16 protein-coding genes are annotated in these 16,064 nt (G+C 59.4%); 4 read left to right on the top strand and 12 right to left on the bottom strand.

The genetic code is table 11. From position 1 onward, the window contains the following. Positions 1-23 precede the first annotated feature (23 nt). From recR to SFLMC1_RS10605, 3 genes are all read right to left on the bottom strand, one after another. Positions 24-620: a recombination mediator RecR gene (gene recR / locus SFLMC1_RS10615; RefSeq protein ID WP_006235173.1), complete on the bottom strand. Its 597-nt coding sequence runs from the start codon at positions 618-620 to the stop codon at positions 24-26. 13 nt (positions 621-633) lie between these two features. Then, complete coding sequence (locus SFLMC1_RS10610) at positions 634-954, bottom strand: YbaB/EbfC family nucleoid-associated protein (protein WP_006235174.1); 321 nt, start codon at positions 952-954, stop codon at positions 634-636. A 120-nt stretch (positions 955-1,074) separates the two neighbouring features. Further along, entirely contained in the window at positions 1,075-2,481 is a 1,407-nt protein-coding gene (locus SFLMC1_RS10605; RefSeq protein ID WP_222838075.1) for an ATP-binding protein, read from the bottom strand. A gap of 191 nt (positions 2,482-2,672) precedes the next feature. On the opposite strand from SFLMC1_RS10605, the gene SFLMC1_RS10600 reads away from it, so the two are divergent. Further along, positions 2,673-3,149, top strand: a complete 477-nt coding sequence (locus tag SFLMC1_RS10600; RefSeq protein ID WP_152074149.1) for a hypothetical protein — start codon at positions 2,673-2,675, stop codon at positions 3,147-3,149. Between the two features lie 24 nt (positions 3,150-3,173). Here the strand turns inward: SFLMC1_RS10600 and SFLMC1_RS10595 are convergent, their stop codons facing one another. The 3 genes from SFLMC1_RS10595 to dnaX are packed head-to-tail and all read right to left on the bottom strand — an operon-like array spanning position 3,174 to position 6,246. Beyond that, positions 3,174-3,446: a DUF4160 domain-containing protein gene (locus tag SFLMC1_RS10595; protein WP_099432548.1), complete on the bottom strand. Its 273-nt coding sequence runs from the start codon at positions 3,444-3,446 to the stop codon at positions 3,174-3,176. Further along, the gene (locus SFLMC1_RS10590; RefSeq protein ID WP_099432547.1) at positions 3,439-3,699 is read right to left on the bottom strand and encodes a hypothetical protein; all 261 of its coding nucleotides are present in this window, start codon (positions 3,697-3,699) and stop codon (positions 3,439-3,441) included. Before SFLMC1_RS10590 ends, SFLMC1_RS10595 begins: the two co-directional genes overlap by 8 nt. A gap of 54 nt (positions 3,700-3,753) precedes the next feature. Further along, complete coding sequence (gene dnaX, locus SFLMC1_RS10585; protein ID WP_187323960.1) at positions 3,754-6,246, bottom strand: DNA polymerase III subunit gamma/tau; 2,493 nt, start codon at positions 6,244-6,246, stop codon at positions 3,754-3,756. A gap of 115 nt (positions 6,247-6,361) precedes the next feature. Between dnaX and SFLMC1_RS10580 the strand changes: the two genes are divergently transcribed. Further along, positions 6,362-7,078: a hypothetical protein gene (locus SFLMC1_RS10580; RefSeq protein ID WP_152074151.1), complete on the top strand. Its 717-nt coding sequence runs from the start codon at positions 6,362-6,364 to the stop codon at positions 7,076-7,078. Positions 7,079-7,152: 74 nt separating this feature from the next. Here the strand turns inward: SFLMC1_RS10580 and SFLMC1_RS10575 are convergent, their stop codons facing one another. The 6 genes from SFLMC1_RS10575 to SFLMC1_RS10550 all read right to left on the bottom strand — a co-directional run bounded on the left by SFLMC1_RS10575 (position 7,153) and on the right by SFLMC1_RS10550 (position 12,758). Beyond that, entirely contained in the window at positions 7,153-7,812 is a 660-nt protein-coding gene (locus SFLMC1_RS10575) for a DUF5028 domain-containing protein (RefSeq protein WP_152074152.1), read from the bottom strand. A gap of 5 nt (positions 7,813-7,817) precedes the next feature. Continuing rightward, the gene (locus SFLMC1_RS10570) at positions 7,818-8,462 is read right to left on the bottom strand and encodes an ATP-binding cassette domain-containing protein (RefSeq protein ID WP_152074153.1); all 645 of its coding nucleotides are present in this window, start codon (positions 8,460-8,462) and stop codon (positions 7,818-7,820) included. Further along, positions 8,459-9,256: a hypothetical protein gene (locus tag SFLMC1_RS10565; protein ID WP_152074154.1), complete on the bottom strand. Its 798-nt coding sequence runs from the start codon at positions 9,254-9,256 to the stop codon at positions 8,459-8,461. The genes SFLMC1_RS10570 and SFLMC1_RS10565 overlap by 4 nt, the downstream gene beginning before the upstream one ends. A 38-nt stretch (positions 9,257-9,294) precedes the next feature. Then, entirely contained in the window at positions 9,295-10,107 is an 813-nt protein-coding gene (locus tag SFLMC1_RS10560; protein WP_152074155.1) for a hypothetical protein, read from the bottom strand. Positions 10,108-10,168: 61 nt separating this feature from the next. Then, complete coding sequence (locus SFLMC1_RS10555) at positions 10,169-10,501, bottom strand: hypothetical protein (protein ID WP_152074156.1); 333 nt, start codon at positions 10,499-10,501, stop codon at positions 10,169-10,171. A 109-nt stretch (positions 10,502-10,610) separates the two neighbouring features. Beyond that, a complete protein-coding gene (locus SFLMC1_RS10550) occupies positions 10,611-12,758 on the bottom strand; it encodes a helix-turn-helix transcriptional regulator (protein WP_187323959.1) in 2,148 nt (715 codons plus the stop codon). A 439-nt stretch (positions 12,759-13,197) separates the two neighbouring features. On the opposite strand from SFLMC1_RS10550, the gene SFLMC1_RS10545 reads away from it, so the two are divergent. Continuing rightward, complete coding sequence (locus SFLMC1_RS10545) at positions 13,198-15,051, top strand: serine/threonine-protein kinase (protein ID WP_152074158.1); 1,854 nt, start codon at positions 13,198-13,200, stop codon at positions 15,049-15,051. Continuing rightward, positions 15,048-16,058 carry an FhaA domain-containing protein gene (locus SFLMC1_RS10540; RefSeq protein WP_152074159.1) on the top strand — a complete coding sequence of 337 codons (1,011 nt, stop codon included), beginning with the start codon at positions 15,048-15,050 and terminating at the stop codon, positions 16,056-16,058. The genes SFLMC1_RS10545 and SFLMC1_RS10540 overlap by 4 nt, the downstream gene beginning before the upstream one ends. The last annotated feature ends 6 nt before the right edge of the window (positions 16,059-16,064 follow it).

The following is a 16,064-nucleotide window of genomic DNA, read 5'->3' as shown; positions in this document are numbered from 1 at the left end:
ACATGCCGCGGAGCTGACGCCGGCTAGATCGCGCGGCGGGCCTCGATAGCGCGGCCAAGCGTAAGCTCGTCGGCATACTCCAAGTCGCCGCCCACGGGAAGGCCGCTCGCAAGACGCGATACCTCAACGCCCAATGGCTTGATAGTGCGAGCAAGGTAGCTCGCCGTGGTCTCGCCCTCAATGTTGGGGTTGGTGGCGATAATGACCTCGTGGATGTCCTCGTGGCCCAGGCGCGCCAGCAGCTCGCGGATATGCAGCTGCTCGGGACCGATCTTGTCCATGGGGCTGATCACGCCGCCCAGCACATGGTACAGGCCATGGTAGCTGCCCGTGCGCTCGATTGCCTGGACGTCGCGCGGCTCGCCCACCACGCAAATGCGAGTGGTATCGCGCATCGGGTCTTGGCAGATGGAGCACTCGTCGGCCGTGGCGTAGTTAAAGCAACGGCTGCAAAAGTGGACCTCCTGCTTGACCTCCAAAATGGCCTCGGCCAGGCGGCGGGCCTCCTCGGCATCGGCCTCGAGCAGGTAATAGGCGATGCGCTGGGCCGACTTGGGACCAATGCCCGGCAGACGACCCAGCTCATCGAGCAGTTTTTGCAGACTGTGATTCGCACTCATATATATGCGTGTCTTAGAACGGCATGCCCGGGATGTTGAGGCCGCCGGTGATGGCGCCCATCTGCTTGTTGGCGAGCTCGTTGACGCCGCGGACGGCCTCGTTGACGGCAGCCATGATCATGTCCTGCAGCATATCGACATCCTCGGGATCGAGGGCATCGGGATCGATGGTGAGGTTGACGAGCTCCATCTCGCCGTTAACGGTCACCTTGACCATGCCGCCGCCGGCGGAGGCGTCGACGGTCTGGGACTTGAGATTCTCCTGCGCGGCGGCAAGCTGCTCCTGCATCTTGCGAGCCTGCTTCATCATCTGCTGCATGTTCATACCGGCCATAATGGCTCCTTTACGTGCGGCCGCGCGACGAGCTGCAAGGGCAGCCGGAGCGCGGCGGGGCTTTCAAACTCAAAAATCGTACCACGGCGCGAGGCCAGCAAGCGGGGCAGACGTGTTACCTCAGTCGATATACATGTCCTCCAACGTGACGATTCGCCAATCTTCGCGCGCGGCGAGCTTCTTTTTTGTAGCGGCACTCACATCGTGTTTGCAGAACAGCATGAAATGAAAAGCGGCATACCCCTTTACTAGGCCTCGTTTGCTTTCGAGGTCGTCAATCTCTGCCGACTCGTCAAACGACTCCCTATATTTGCACTCTCCAACAACTAGGCGCTTTGAAACCCGATCTGCAGCCAGAACATCAATATCGTCCTGAGCCCGCTTGGCGGGATTTGTTCCCCACCACGACGACACCGTCGTTGCCGGAATTGGCAACTCGCCCCGTTTCGCTCGCTCGACCATCCACTCGGCACACAACGCTTCGAACCGATGGCCCAGGTATTCGTTCAGTTGCTCTTCTGGAAGCGCGTTGACGACCGCCTGCCCTAAGCCCGCCTCGATATCGGACGAATACGGCATGACGAACCGGAACCAAAACGCATAGCACGGCTCGGACAGTCGATATATTCCGCGCTTGCTTGTTTCGGGGTTCTCGCCAAACGGAACGGCCTTTTCTATGATTCCTACCGATTCCAACGCCTTGAGATAGCGAGGCAGCGTTGTCTGGGCGATTCCCACGCGGTCGGCAATCTGCTTCGCACGGTTTGCACCGGCAGCTACAGCCCGCAAGATCGAGTTGTATATTGCCGGCTCCTGGAACTCCTGACGAATCAGGCCCTCCGGCTCACCATAGAGAAACCCCATGGGATCAAAGTAGAGCCGTGCCAGGTTCTCTTTGAGCCCCACGCTCGAATCCAGCTGCTGCAGATAGTATGGAACGCCGCCAAAGCAGCCATAGAATTTAAAGGCATCTTGAGCGCTCAAGCCCGGAAGCATCTTGGCGGCGTCCTTAAATCCAAGATCGTGCACTTTGATTTGGGCCGTGCGCCGACCAAACAGGGGACTTTTGCGTCCCAGCACACTGCTTTCCATAAAACCCTGGTTGCTGCCGCAAAGAATAAGAAAGGCGCTCGTTTCCTTGAAGGCCCTATCGATGGCAACCTGGAAAATCGAGGGCAGCGCCTCGTTGCGCATCGCCGCATAGGGAAACTCGTCGAACACAAAGACAAATCGCTCGGCGCGTGCTCGATCGGCGATAAAGGACAGCGCGTCAGTCCAAGATGAGAATCCGCCAAGCGATGCGGGAAGATTGAAAAAGCTAGCGATAGCGCGATTGAAATCTGCGAGGTTGTCGGCATCGCTTTGCTCGAGAGCGGTAAACGAGAGCGTCCGTTTACCGCGGCAGAACTCGTTGATCAGCGTCGTCTTTCCCACGCGTCGACGACCGTACACAACGGCCATCTGAAATGAACGCTGCTCATAAAGGGATTCGAGTTTTGCAAGCTCCGCTTCGCGCCCGACAAACATTATGCACTCCCGAATTATGCAAGGTCGAATAATTCACACTTGCATAATATCTTATAATCTACTTAGCAGGGCCGGCCCCCGACATTTTCTGCATCCAGCTAGATAACAAAATGCCGAATCGCCGCTCGAGGTGGCGCTCATGACGACGGGGTATAATTTAATTGTCATAGATAGCAATTTGGAGGTGCCCCATGAATGCCCCCGACGCGCTCCAAAACATCCGCTCAAAACACCCCGTTGCATATGTGGTTCTCTATCTCTTTGTCGGCTGGGCATTACTGGTCATCATCACCCATGCCATAGCCTTTGGAGCAGAACTGCTGGTAGCCAGCTCGGACCAGCCCGTCGTCAAATGGGAAGCGACCGATGAGTACGCCGACGGAACCCGAACCGTTTACTACAACAGCCCGTCCCTCTACCAAGAGTTCAAGGTCAAGATAAAGGGCTCCAAGATTGTCAATGCCGAGCCAGGCATCTATTCGGCAATCGGAGCAACCGTCAACGCCGAGCAAGTCGAGTACACAGACAGCCATGCGACGTATCGTATCGACCTCAACATCCTAGGCCGGCCATCGCGTACCTGCCTGCTCGAATGCAACATACGCGGCACCACACTACACATGTCCGAAATACAGATGCGCCCGGACGAGGCGCCCCTAAAGAGCTAGAGGCCTAAGCCCAGCGGGCAAACCTCAGCAATAAAACGATAGCCCACCGGTTGTTTCTTTCCAACGTTTGCAAATCAATGCATGGTTAGATGAAACAAACTGCATGATATCGCGTAAATCCCGAGCAGGAATGTCACCCTTGTTATGGGCCAGCTTGCACCCGCCGGAGCGAGTAAGCCATATCTTGGTTGCCTCGGCAGTGGGGCGCTTGACCGCAACGTGAACATGGACAGGTTCGCCGTTCTCCCCCGTCCAGAAGAAGATGATGTACGGCCCGAGTCGAAACAGACTAGGCATAGACTCGTCCGCCTTCGTAGGCAAAACGCAGGATGAGCGGGGCATTGTTACGCACGAAATCATCGAGTTCTTTGAGGTCCGCTTCGCTAAAGCCCTCGTGTGACACCCAATTGAATGCCGGCAAGATACACTCCGCCGTGTCAAAACCCCAATCGCGCGGGCGCTCCACAACAACCTTCACCGTGTTGTCCTCCCGGACTTCGGAATACGAAACCTGCGTATCGTCCTCAAGGCGGACATATTCCCACATCATAAGCTCGCTCCGTTCAAAGGGTTCTCTTCTTGAGCAGTATACCCGCCTGCGCAGCTACTCCACAGGCTTGAAGATGGTGGCCTGGCCAAAGACGTTGCGGATGAGGGCTTTGGCCTCGTCCTCGGTCTGCGGGATGCTCGGGGCTGCGCCCTGATGGCCGAAGGGGCTGCCCGCGCCGGGGTTGGACTCCCAAAGGGCTGCGGGTGCGTCGTCGCCGGCAGGAGCAGGCGTCGCGGGCGCGGGAGTCGCAGCCGCAGCGGCGGGTTTGGTCGCGGGCGCCGCGGCCGACGCGTCGAACGGGGGCAGATCGTCCCCGCCCGCATCGGCGGCAAAGCCAGCAACCATAGCGTCGTCGTAGGGCACCTGCTCGGATTCCCACGGTGCAGACGGCGCAGCGGGCTGAGCCTTGGGAGCGGACGCGCGCTCGGGTGCACGGGGCGCGGGCTCGGTCGGGAGCTTGCCCGTAGCAGGAGCGCCGGCAGGGTTGTCGGAGCGCAGCCATGGAGCCTTGCCCAGGTCGGATGACTTGGACGCAGGCGCGACAGGCTTGGGCGCAGGCGCCGGGGCAGCCGGTTTGGGCGCAGCGGGTTTAGGCGCCGACGGGGTCGATGTCGCTACCGGCGCCGTTTGTTGCTGCGGAGCGCCGGCACTCGAGGATACAGGGGCCGCCGAGGACACGGGTTGCGGGTCCGCAGATACCGCAGCCCGTGCAGATGGAGAATGCTCCTCATGTTGAGGAGCCGGCGTGCCACCCCCATCCAGGACATAGTCGACGGTGCGACGACCGAAGACCGCGCAGACCGTCGGCAGGACCACCGACTGCGTGTCGGCGCGTCCGAGCATCTTGATGGCAAAGGTCGAGCCCGCAGGGAACGAGACCGTGAGCTTGGAGCCGTCGTCGGCCGTGGCGCGGGTGTTGAGCAAAAGCCCTGCGTAGGAGGCCTGACGAGCCTTGACGCGCTCGACGACCTCGGCCCATTTGCGCTGGAGCTCGCCGGCGTCCTCGACCGCGGGGGTCTCGGCGGCGCCGGCGGCGGCAACCTGAGCGGCAGTATTGGACTTGGATACCGGCACGGTCGATGCAGCAGGCGCGGGAGCCGGAGCCGCAACGGGTTGAGGTGCAGGCGTTACCGGTTTGGACGCGGGAGCCGGAGCCGTAGACTTGGGCGCAGGCTGGGCTGCCGGAACAGCAGTGCCGCGGTCCCAAGGCATGCCGCCCTGATGCGCGGACGTAGCAGCGGGGGCAGTGGATGCCGCCGGAGTGGCAGCACGGGCACCCGAGATCAGCGTCGGCTGCTGGGCAGCAACGGGTACGGATGCTGCAGGCGCGGCAGCCTGAGCAGCAGCCACGCTCGCCGGCACGGCGCCGTTGGCAACCATGGCCTCCAGGCGTGCCACACGCTCGGCCAAAGCTTCAATCGTTAAATCGGCCTCGGGACGCGTCAGGCGGGTGCAGGCGATCTCGAGCACCAGGCGCACGTCGCTCGCACCCCTCATCTCCAAGGCGGCATCGTCGAGCACCGTCAGAACGCGAGCCAAACGATCGGCAGGATGCTCGCCAAAGGCAGCGGCCTCGGCAGCAAGCGTCTCGGCCTGCTCGGAGCCGCCCTCAAACAGCTCGGCACGGGCACCGGCAACGCAGGCAACGTACACGTCACGCACATGCGCCACCAGGTCGCGCGTCAGCTCCAGCAGGTCATTGCCTCCCTCGACCTGCGCGCGAATCAGCCCATAGAGCTCGGCAACATCGCAATCGGCAATGGCGCGGGAAAACTCGCCCAGGATCTGGTCCGAAACCTCACCCAAAAGCGAGCGGGCATCGTCCGCATGCACAGAACCGTTGCCAAAGACGCTCAGCTGCTCCAGCGTGGACAACGCGTCGCGCATGCCGCCCTTGGCATGGCGTGCCACGATGGCAAGCGCCTCGTCATCGTAATCGAAGCCCTCCTGCTCGCACACGTATGCCAGGCGATGCTCGATATCCTCGTTACCGATGCGGTGGAAATCGAAGCGCTGGCAGCGCGAGAGGATGGTCTCCAGAATCTTTTGCGGGTCGGTGGTGCACAGCACAAAGATCACGTGCGCCGGCGGCTCCTCGAGCGTCTTGAGTAGCGCGTTGAACGCCGCCGTCGTGAGCATGTGGACCTCGTCGATGATATAGATCTTGTACTTGCCACGCACCGGGGCAAAGTTAACGGAGTTGATGATCTCCTCACGCACGTTGTCTACGCCGGTACGGCTTGCGGCATCGAGCTCGTAGACATCCGGGTGGTTGCCCTCGGCGATGAGCTCGCACTCCTCGCAAGTACCGTCGGGCATGCAGCCGCTTGCACCCTCGGCGCGCGCCGCCTCGGCATTGCGGCACAGCAGCGCCTTGGCGAGGATACGCGCCATGGTGGTCTTGCCCGTGCCGCGCGGTCCGCAGAACAGGTAGGCGTGGGACAGGCGTCCCTCGGTGATGGCGTGCTCGAGCGTCGAGACGATATGCTGCTGGCCCACCACGGAGTCGAAGGTGAGCGGGCGATACTTTCGGTACAACGATTCCATGGGTGCTCCCCCGGGTATACTGAGTCTTGTTGCCGCGGCGGCCATGCGGTCGCACGGCATACTGCATTTATAATAACCCGTACGGCGAGCCCGCCGCGATAGGAGTCCAAAGAGCATGGCACACGCAGAGCCCAGCCTCGTCCCCTCCGAAGCAGCCGACCAGGTCGAGGTCGCGCTCGAGACGCAGGCCGCGGCCGATGACGGCATTCTGTACCTCAACGAGTATCAGTACGAAAACGACCTCGTCACCGACTTTGCGCGCCTGGTCGCCTCGCCCAGGCGCCGTGGCTCGCTGTATGTCGCCGCGGCAATTGCCGCGCTGCTGGGGGTTGGCATGCTGGCGGCCGGCGGCAACTGGATCAAGTTCGGCGTCGTCCTGATCGTGTTCGGCGCCTTTTTGGCCTGGTGGAGCAAAAACCTGCACCATACGCTCGCGCGCGACTTTATCGATGCCGTCGAGGCCGACGAGTCCATGGGCGGCCGCTACCGCCGCGTCGCCGCCAACGAGGACGGTCTGATGGTATGGGGCAAGAGCGGCAAGTCGCAGTTCTTCCCGTTTGAGAAGCTCGACCACGTGCTCGACGGCGAGCGCATCTTTGTGGCCATGTTCGCCGACCAGGGCGTGACGATCCCCAAGGACACCTTCGTCCGTGGCGATGCCGAGCAGTTTGGCTCCTTCCTCAAGGCGCGCATCAACAAAAAACTCCGCATCGAGACCAAACGCAAGAAGATGAAGGCCGAAAAGGCCGCTGCCGAAGCCAAACAGGGCGACCAGCCCAAAAAGCACGCTCCCAAGCAGCGTAAGCAGAAGAAGAGCAAGAAGAAGCGCTAGGGCCGAGCGCCACTGCGAAGGGAATCTCGTCCCACTTTAGTGCAGGATAAGATTCCCTTCGCAGGACCTTCGAGCTATTTCACTTCAAACCTTAAGAGCCTCCGCTCCGGCAGATCGGTCATCTTCATCGTATAGGTTCCGGGAAACGCCTTCTCAAAACGGACGGTCTCGTAACCTTCGAAATAGTCGTTGGTGTTTTGCATCATAAATGGGACAAGCAACTCGTTTTCCGCTCCAACCTGCACGGCAAATGCTGCAAATCCGTCTAAAGCCGGCATTGCCTGCGCTATCAGATCGGTATTGACCATAAAGTCATAGTTTGGCGCGTGCTCCGGTACCAAATGCCAAACATACGTTTTGATTCCGCCTTCGACATTGTCCTTATTCCTGACACGCATCTTTACGGCGATAACACATGTGGTGTCGGCGTCCTTCAATTTTGTTTTCGTATCCACGATGCCATATTTTGAATAATCATCATGCGCACGCTTGAGATACTCGCGCGGCGTGAGCAGCTCCGCCCCGTCTATACAAAACGAATACCCATCAGTCGCCACATCCTTCGACCCCAGAAACGCCCCATCCATCGAGAGCCATTCGCCCTCTGCATAGTATTTCTCAGGAATGACTGCCCGATTTCCGTTAACGACGCTCATCCTCATGCCCGCAAGGCCAGTAACAGCACAGCCGAAAAGCGCGAGCATCGACCTTCTCGTCCACAGGGTCTTCTTCATCGCGCTCACGACCTTTCCCGAACGTTCACAACGGCACCGTCGCGCATGCAGTAAACCCGATCGGCCAGCTCCTCGAGCACCTCTCCGTCATGGCTGGACAGAAGAACCTCGCGACCCGTTGATGCCGCCATCGCCACAACGCGCTTGAGCATTTTTACGCCCGCTTCGTCGAGGGCATTCGTTGGCTCATCGAGAACAAGCAGCTTCGGCTTTTCCATAATCGCCGCAGCTATCCCCAGACGCTGCTTCATCCCAAGCGAGTATGCTCGGAACTTCTTTTTTTCGTCTGCATCGAGTCCCGCGAGCCGCAGGGCAGAGCGAATGTCCTCGGGGGTGGCAACGCCCTTGATCTGAGCGATGAGCTCCAGATTGTCGTAGCCAGACAGATATCCCAAAAAGGAGGGTGCCTCGATCAGCATTCCCAGACTCGGCGGGAACGAGATATCAACTCCGAGCCTTTGACCATCGATTGAGATCTCGCCTTCGGTGGGTTTAATCAATCCGCAGACCGCTCGCATAAGCATGGTCTTACCCGAACCGTTTATCCCCTGAAGCCCAACCACAGTCCCAGGGTCAACCTCGATGGACACGTTACGCAGAACATCGTTTTTGCCCATGCGCTTCGATACGTCCCTAACGATCACGCTCATATCTTGTCCCCCTTTTCTATAAGGTCGGCCCTTCGAAACCACAGTCCACCCAACGATAGGCATAACGACATAATCACAATTGAAAACAAGCCACTCGAGCCCGTCGCGATTCCTTCTTTGACAATTCCACCCCAGCGCAACAGCATTAAGGCGTTGCCCAACAGTGCCCAATGCCGCGCATATGCCGAGCAGATCAGATAGCTCATTAAAACCACAAACGAGACTGACGACCCAAGCACAAACCCAACCGTTGCCTGTGCAAACGCAAGCGCCTCAAAAGCAAAAAAGAGACCTATAAAAAACGGCAGCGCCTCTGCCTCGCCAGCTTTGAGAAGCCACGGCGCTAAATTAGCCAGTTGAAGCGACTCGCCATGAATGGCCGCGCTGAACGAGGCACCCACCATCAAGCTCCAAATCACAACAGAGCAAACCACCACGAGCAGCGAAAATGCCGTTACCGCCGCCACCAAGATAAAACGCGAGACCCACCAAAGGGTTCTTGCCCGGCATCGAACAAGCGCTTGTAAACCAAACCCGTGCAACGATTCGGTCGGATAATCGAGTGTTGTATAGAGAATAAGCAGAATGAGAAAAAGCCATCCTAGCGGAGGCACAAACATGACCCCGGGCCTCGGCTCAAACGGAGCAGATCCGGCAAACACGAGCGCAAGATTATCCGCAAACCCCAAGGTATCCGTTCTAACCCCATACACAGAAGACAATCCATAGGCGTATACCAAGTTCGCAACGGTCACTGCCGCAATTGCAATAAAAGTGATGATGTTCTTCTTCAAAACGGTCCTCAGGTCCGCGGCGACCAGCCTAAACAGCATCAGACCACCTCGCTCCTTTTTAAGAATCTAGCGGAAATCAAAGAAAAGACGAACAGCAAAATGATTTCCGCAAACCCTGCTCGAATGTCGGGCCAGTTATTTAGTGATTCCGACCTGATGCTGTTAAGAATGTTGCAGTTAAAGCCAACGCACGAAAGGACGCTAAAAATCCAGTCGTTAACAAAATGCCATGCAACCATAATCAGATATGGAACGACCATCGCCTTGATTCTGCTGCGAAACACAACCGACAGACCGACCACGGCCATGGATAGAACCCCTAGCGTCACCGCATCGAACAGCGTATAAACCAGCACGTATAACAGAGGCCGGGAATAAAACAGACCAGAAAAATAGCTATGCAGATAGAGCCCGACGTAAGTCGATTCGTCGACTCGGGGGAGATACGCGGGAAACAGCATGGAGACAATCAGAAAGTTCACGAGCAGCGGAATAGCCGTGACCGCAAACGCAGAGAGGAAAGCAGACAGCATCTTCACGTTCACGTACGCATTTCTAGAAACACGCGTGCAGATCTGTGCCTCGTAACCGCTCAAACGCTCGGACAGGCATGACCACGACCCGGCCAACATGGCAAGCAACGGCAGCGCGTAGAAAAACACCGACGCTAACAACGGCGCGTTCGCGCCCACAACAATCCAGTTACCAAAGCTACTTTCACGCGTTTGGCCGAGGTATGTCTGAGACTGCAGACCAATGCCGTAGCCAAAAGATAGCAGCTGTTTGCGTTCAGTCTCGAGCGTCCACCACGCCTCGACGGCAGTTGCCATCGCAATTGCAGTTGCAACCATAAGGGTCAACGCAAATATAGGATTGCCAAATATCTTGGACAGCTCGTGCCGTATTAGATTTCTATTCAAATGTCATCATCCTCCCATCGATGGGATGGAGCCGAGCGACAGTGCCCGGCCCCATCCCGATCACGCCAAGAATGTAGACTGAAGATGGATCGTCTTTCTGGCGATAGCCGGTTGCGCTCGTGCCAGAACATTGAAAAGCGAAATCTCTATCTTCGTTGTTCTTGCATGTGGCAATTCCGGCATCCGCGCTCTGCGAAATGCTAGAAACCTGGGAAGTGTCAAACTCATCTTGAGCAAATGATGCGGCAGGTGCGCCCATCGACAAACCCGCAACAATCGCCAACCCGACTCCGATTCGGGCAATAATGCTCCTTGGCTTAATCATGGCCTTCTCCAATCAAAAGCGGTTAACAATGCGTCGACGCACGGCAACTTTTGCATGAATAGAGAAAGATGTCTGTAAACACTCGCTATTGAGTTGATTGCTCAGGCGTTTACACGTTATCTACCTGCGATAACAATGAAATAAGCTCCGCTTTATTCTTGATCCTCAACTGGCGATAAGATGCGGATCGCAACGCTTGCACCGTAGATGCAGCGTAACCGACATCCTCCGCAATAGCCTTTGTCGTTGCGCCCTCTGCCGTCATCAGCAAGATTTGCGACTGAACATCAGAAAGGGAGCGAGACATAAGCAGGGCCAGCTGGCGCACGCGAGCTGTTTCGGTGGACCCGTTCGCGCGGTACTCCAAGACGGCTTTCTCGTCCTCAACCGAGCGGGCGAGCGCGATGTGCGTGACGAATATGGGCACAGACCAGCAGATGATCACCGTTGCCACGACGACATTGACAGCCGAACTATGCCCCAACAACGACGCGAGGAACAACGGCTCGAAAACCGTCAGATCCTGCACCATGTTGAGCAAGACAACCCAAACAGGAGCCATCGCCCCAAAGCAGAGCATCCATACCCCAAGCATTTTGCGCTGCGGACAGCTTCGCAGCACTATATACGTGAGCAGCATCCCCGTCAGCACCGCAAACCCGTGGATTCGCCCCCTAGCGACCGCATAGATTAAGGCAACCATGCCCATTGAGACCAACGGCACGATAGCCCGAGTATGGGCATGAACCTTAAACGGGCGCAGCTTAACAGCGAGCGAAGCCATAGACGCTATGCCGCAAACCAGGACCGGTGCAGCCATCAACGGATCGCGTATGCACCTCCATGCCGCGATATAAACAAAAGCCCATTCCACGGCAGACAGTATCGCCCACACGCACGGGCTTCCAAGCCCAATCGCCCCATCCGCTCCATCCGCTCCATCCAGATCGTCCCCGAGATTCGTTTTTCCACCCGCGCTACACAACGACAGAAGCAGCCCGAGACCCAAGGTATAGCTTGCAAGAGAAAAGGCGACAGCCCACGAAACACCGGACCCCCAATCGCTATCCGCCATTACCAAGGGGCCTGCCGCCAGGAGGATGAAAAATAATGTGAGCAGGTATCGAAACAGCCGGCGCGTTCGAGCTGATGCCAACATATCGTCAGCATGTCGCTGCAGCAGACCAGGCCCTGCAGCATCGCCCTCACCCGCAAACAACGCCACGAGCTCGCGTGAGCCCGCAACCGACGCCTTCCCGTATGCTCGGTGAAGCGTTGTTCGCACCGTCGATGGCTTCGTATCCGTCTCCTTGGCAATTTCCGCCGGCGTTTTCCCTTTGAGCAGCAGTCGAACAAACTGCTCCTCTCGAGGCGACAGGGCAGGGGAAAACACCCCCGCATCGAATGGGTCGGACGTGCAGGCAATATCCGGATTGTTGTCCCGTTTCCCCCTTAGCAACGTGCACACGAAGGCAACAGCAATAGCGGACCCCATCGCAAGCAATGCAATGATCGCGGCATCGCTTGCGAAGTATGCCGCCTCAACAGCCGGAACAAGACCAATAGGGACTGCCACGAGCGCAGAACGGGCAAACACGTCGCTCTGACCCCGACCAAAGGCGCGGAGACAGCAAAGCGGCGGGGCCACAGCCAACACGAGATAGACAAGAGGAATTAAAAGCACAAGACCAATTGTCGCGGCCGAAACAGAGGGTGCCCCCCATGGCTCCGGAACAATTCTCCATGAAACTCGACAGCAAAACAGCAGGCAAGACAGGGCGGCTATTGTTTCTGTAAAAATCGCGTTCTGCGGGCGGCGGGCCTCTCTTTCGTCAGTCTGCGTCGCCCTCTGCGTCAAAGGAAAACCCGCCGTGTCCCAAATAACATATGAGAGGAGCAGCGACCCAACAAAGCACGAGGCGCACGAAACGCCATGCAGCAGCCAGATCGGTGCAAACATGAATGGAATAGAATCTCCGCGAGCATAGAAAACTAGGTCGGACCATTCGGGAACCGTTGCAATAACACCGAGGAAAACACCGATGACGCCAAGGCACCCCGGCCGCCTTATTTCTCTCCTCTTGCGGAGCGCAGCACCATGAACAAACGCCGCAAGGCATGCACCAAGGATAACGAGCCAGGTCATCGCACCTGATGTCAGACCGATTGAAGATGAAAACCGGTGATAAGGAGTAACCGCCATTACGATAAGCGCAATGGCACAGGCAGATGTAGCAGAACGGCGGGAAAAGAGCATATGGCCTCCATAGTGTGTCATTATATCACTCGGGCTGCTCGTTTATCTCCGCGCCCACACCGGCCAGCATCAACGATTCAGGCGAACTCCAATCCGAGCCAGATCACGGTCCGGCGTTTGTTCGCAGTCCCCGCATCAAAGCGGGACGCGCTTTCCTTTTGAGTATCGATTCGGAAACTGCATCCCATTCTGGGCCAATATTCTGGGATGCAGTTTCCGCAGCCTGCCCCGTTGGGAAAGCGCATCCCGCAATTTGGACGAAAACTGGGACGCGCTTTCCGGATGGGTCGAGACGAGGGCCGAGCCAGATAGGCCACCTCGCCCCGCTACCTTCACCATGCAACCGAGCGTGCTACACTAGCAGCATCTATGCCGCCGCGAATGGCTCGGCCCCGCGCCCGCCGCTCGCAAACGAACTTTAAACGCACGAGGGTTGGCCATGCCGCTTTTCTCGCAACATACCGCCCGGTTCTCGCCGGACGTTCCCTTGGAGGGCACCAGCTCTCGCGAGCTGCTCAAGCGGTACCAGCCGCTCGAGACGCTTGCGACCGGCGGTTTTGGCTCCATCGAGATCTGCCGCGACACGCACCTGCGCCGTCGCGTGGCCATTAAGCGCATCCCCCTTATCAACGGCGCTGGCATGCCCGCCAGCGACATCATGGATGTCCTGCGCGAGGCACACACCGCCGCCATGCTTCAACATCCCAATATCGTGCAGGTTATCGACTTTACGCACGATACCGCCTATGCCTACCTAGTCATGGAATATGTCGACGGCATGTCCCTAGCCGAGTTTTTGCATCGCGTGGACGGCCATTCGCTCACCTTTGACGAGGCCGCGGCCATTGCCGACGCGCTGGGCCAGGCGCTCACCTTCGCCCATAGCAATGGCGTGCTCCACCTGGACATCAAGCCTGCCAACGTGCTCATCGACCACTCGGGCAACGTTAAGCTCACCGACTTTGGCATGGCACGTCTGTCGTCTGCCGGCGGCTTTGGCGGCTCGCGCGGCGGCACCATCGGCTACATGCCACCCGAGCAGCTCGATATCGAGACTGGCACGGTTGACGAGCGCGCCGATGTCTTTGCCCTTGCCTGCGTTATCTATGAGGGCCTGTGCGGCAGCGCTCCCTTTATGGCCGCCACGCCCGCCGACTCGCTCGGCCGCATCATCGGTGGTGCCACCTACCCCAGCGAGCTCATCCCGCACTTTCCCCCGGGAGCCGAGAGCGCGCTCATGAGCGCGCTCTCCCCCATGCCGCAGGACCGCCCCAATAGCATCGAGGCGTTTTGCGACCAGCTCCTTGCCGGTCTGGGCAGCGTGCGCGAGGGCCGTCGCAGCCTGGAGCAAATGGTGGGCGAGCTTTCGGATGACGAGCGCGCGGCAGACGATATCGAATCGTTGCCCTTTGAGGACGACACCATCGAGGTCGACCCCGCACTCGGCTGGGCCGGCACGCGCTGGAGCCGCGCGCGCAACTACACCATGCGCGCCATCTCGGCGCTAACGTGTGGTGCCTTTAGCTTTTTGATCATGCAGACGGCTGGCGTCGCGGCGCTTCCCGGACTCATTGCCGCGGCCATCGCGATTGGGGCGGCCGCCGGCCTGGCCCCGCAGATTGGCTCGGCTATCTCGGCCGTGGGCTTTTTGGTACTTATGGCCAACGCCACCATGCAGGCGCAGGGCATCCTGTCGATGCTGCCCGTCGCGGTGCTCTTTGCCGCCACCATGTCCGGTTGGTGGATCGCCTGGGGCCGCACCGAGGCCGCCGCGAGTGCCGTGCTCACCTGTGCGGTGGCACTCGGCTGTCTAACGGGCGACGCCCTCCTTGCCGCCGGGGTCGCCGCCGGCATCGCGGCCTTTTGGCTCGGCCCGGCAAGCGCCGCGGCCGCCACGGGGATGGGCGCGCTTTTTGGCCGCCTGGCTACGGTCGCGCTTTCTGCCGGAGGCGTGCTGGGGCTCGGCAATGTTGCCGCGGCGCTGGGAGACATGCTCTCCTGGGCTGCCATCGTGCTCGTCGCGGCAACAGCTGCACTGACGTCTCTGCTGCTCAATGCCCATGCCAAGCGTGCCGAGCAGGGCTCGAATCTGACCGCAATCGCCGCCATCGCCGGCTGCGGAATAGGCTCCGCGGCGTCGCTCTGTCTTGCACACCATATGGAAATTGCCAGCCTTGCGGCCGCGGTCGTCGTCAAGGCGGCGGTTGCGGGAACCCTATCCTCTATAATCGTTGGGATATGCCTATATTTGCTCGGATACCAAAGAACCTATACGGAGAGTGATCTTTCGTGAACTTCCTGAACATCTTCGAGGACCACGTGGCCGGCATCTTCGGTGCCACCCGTGCCCCGTTCTCCTTTAAGAAGCTTGCCAAGCAGGCCGCTCGCGACATGGAGGATCAGACTCTGGTGATCAACGGCGTCAACACCGCGCCGGCACTCTATACCATCCTGATCGCCGTCGATGACGATCCCATGCTCGCCCCGTTCTACCCCGAGCTTTCGCGCGAAGTCCGCGAGTTTGTGAAGGCACAGGCCGAAAAGCGCCGCTATGTGTTTGTCGGCGAGCCCCTCGTTCGCTTTATGATCGACCCGCAGCTGCGTGCCGGTAAGTTCTCGGTCTTTGCCGAGAACGTCGACGCCCCCACGCTCGGTCGTCTGTACGAGGAAGAGCGCGCCTACCAGAATGGCCTGGGCCAGAACAACTCGGCCGCAAGCCGTGCCGTCAGCGCTCCCCGCGCCGGCAAGCAGCAATTCGCCGCTCCGCAGCAACAGCACCCCGCCGCCATGCCCCAGCAGCCGGCGCCCCGTGTCGCCGCTCCCGACCCGCTCGCCGCGGCCGATCCCTTTGCGCCCAACGTCCCCGACCCCGCCGCCGCACCCATTCCCGTGCCACAAACCGTCTCGCGCGACGCGCTTGCCGGCATGGGCGGAGCCGCCGCGACCGGCGCCGCCGTGGGCCTGGGCGCCGCAGCCAGCATCGCCTCCAACATGGCAAGCTCTCGCGCCCCGCAGCGCCCGCTTGCCCAGCTCGTCGACGTCGTGAGCGGCGAGAGCCACAGCATCACTTCCGCGCAGGTGACCATCGGTCGCGAGCGTTCGGTTTCGGACATCGCCCTGCGCGACCCCAACGTGTCGCGCCGTCACGCCCAGCTCACCTTTACCGGCTCGGACTGGTCGATCGAGGACCTCAACTCCACCAACGGCACGCTCGTCAACAACCGCCGCATCACGCGCTGCCCGCTGCGCAACGGCGACCTGCTGACGTTTGGCCTAAGCACCTTTGAATTTAGGGGATAGTCGCTT

Origin of the sequence: Collinsella aerofaciens (assembly GCF_901212495.1) — a bacterium.
GTDB classification, from domain to species: domain Bacteria; phylum Actinomycetota; class Coriobacteriia; order Coriobacteriales; family Coriobacteriaceae; genus Collinsella; species Collinsella aerofaciens_H.
The sequence above is the reverse complement of the archived record's forward strand: the minus strand, read 5'-3'. Positions and strand labels throughout refer to the sequence as shown.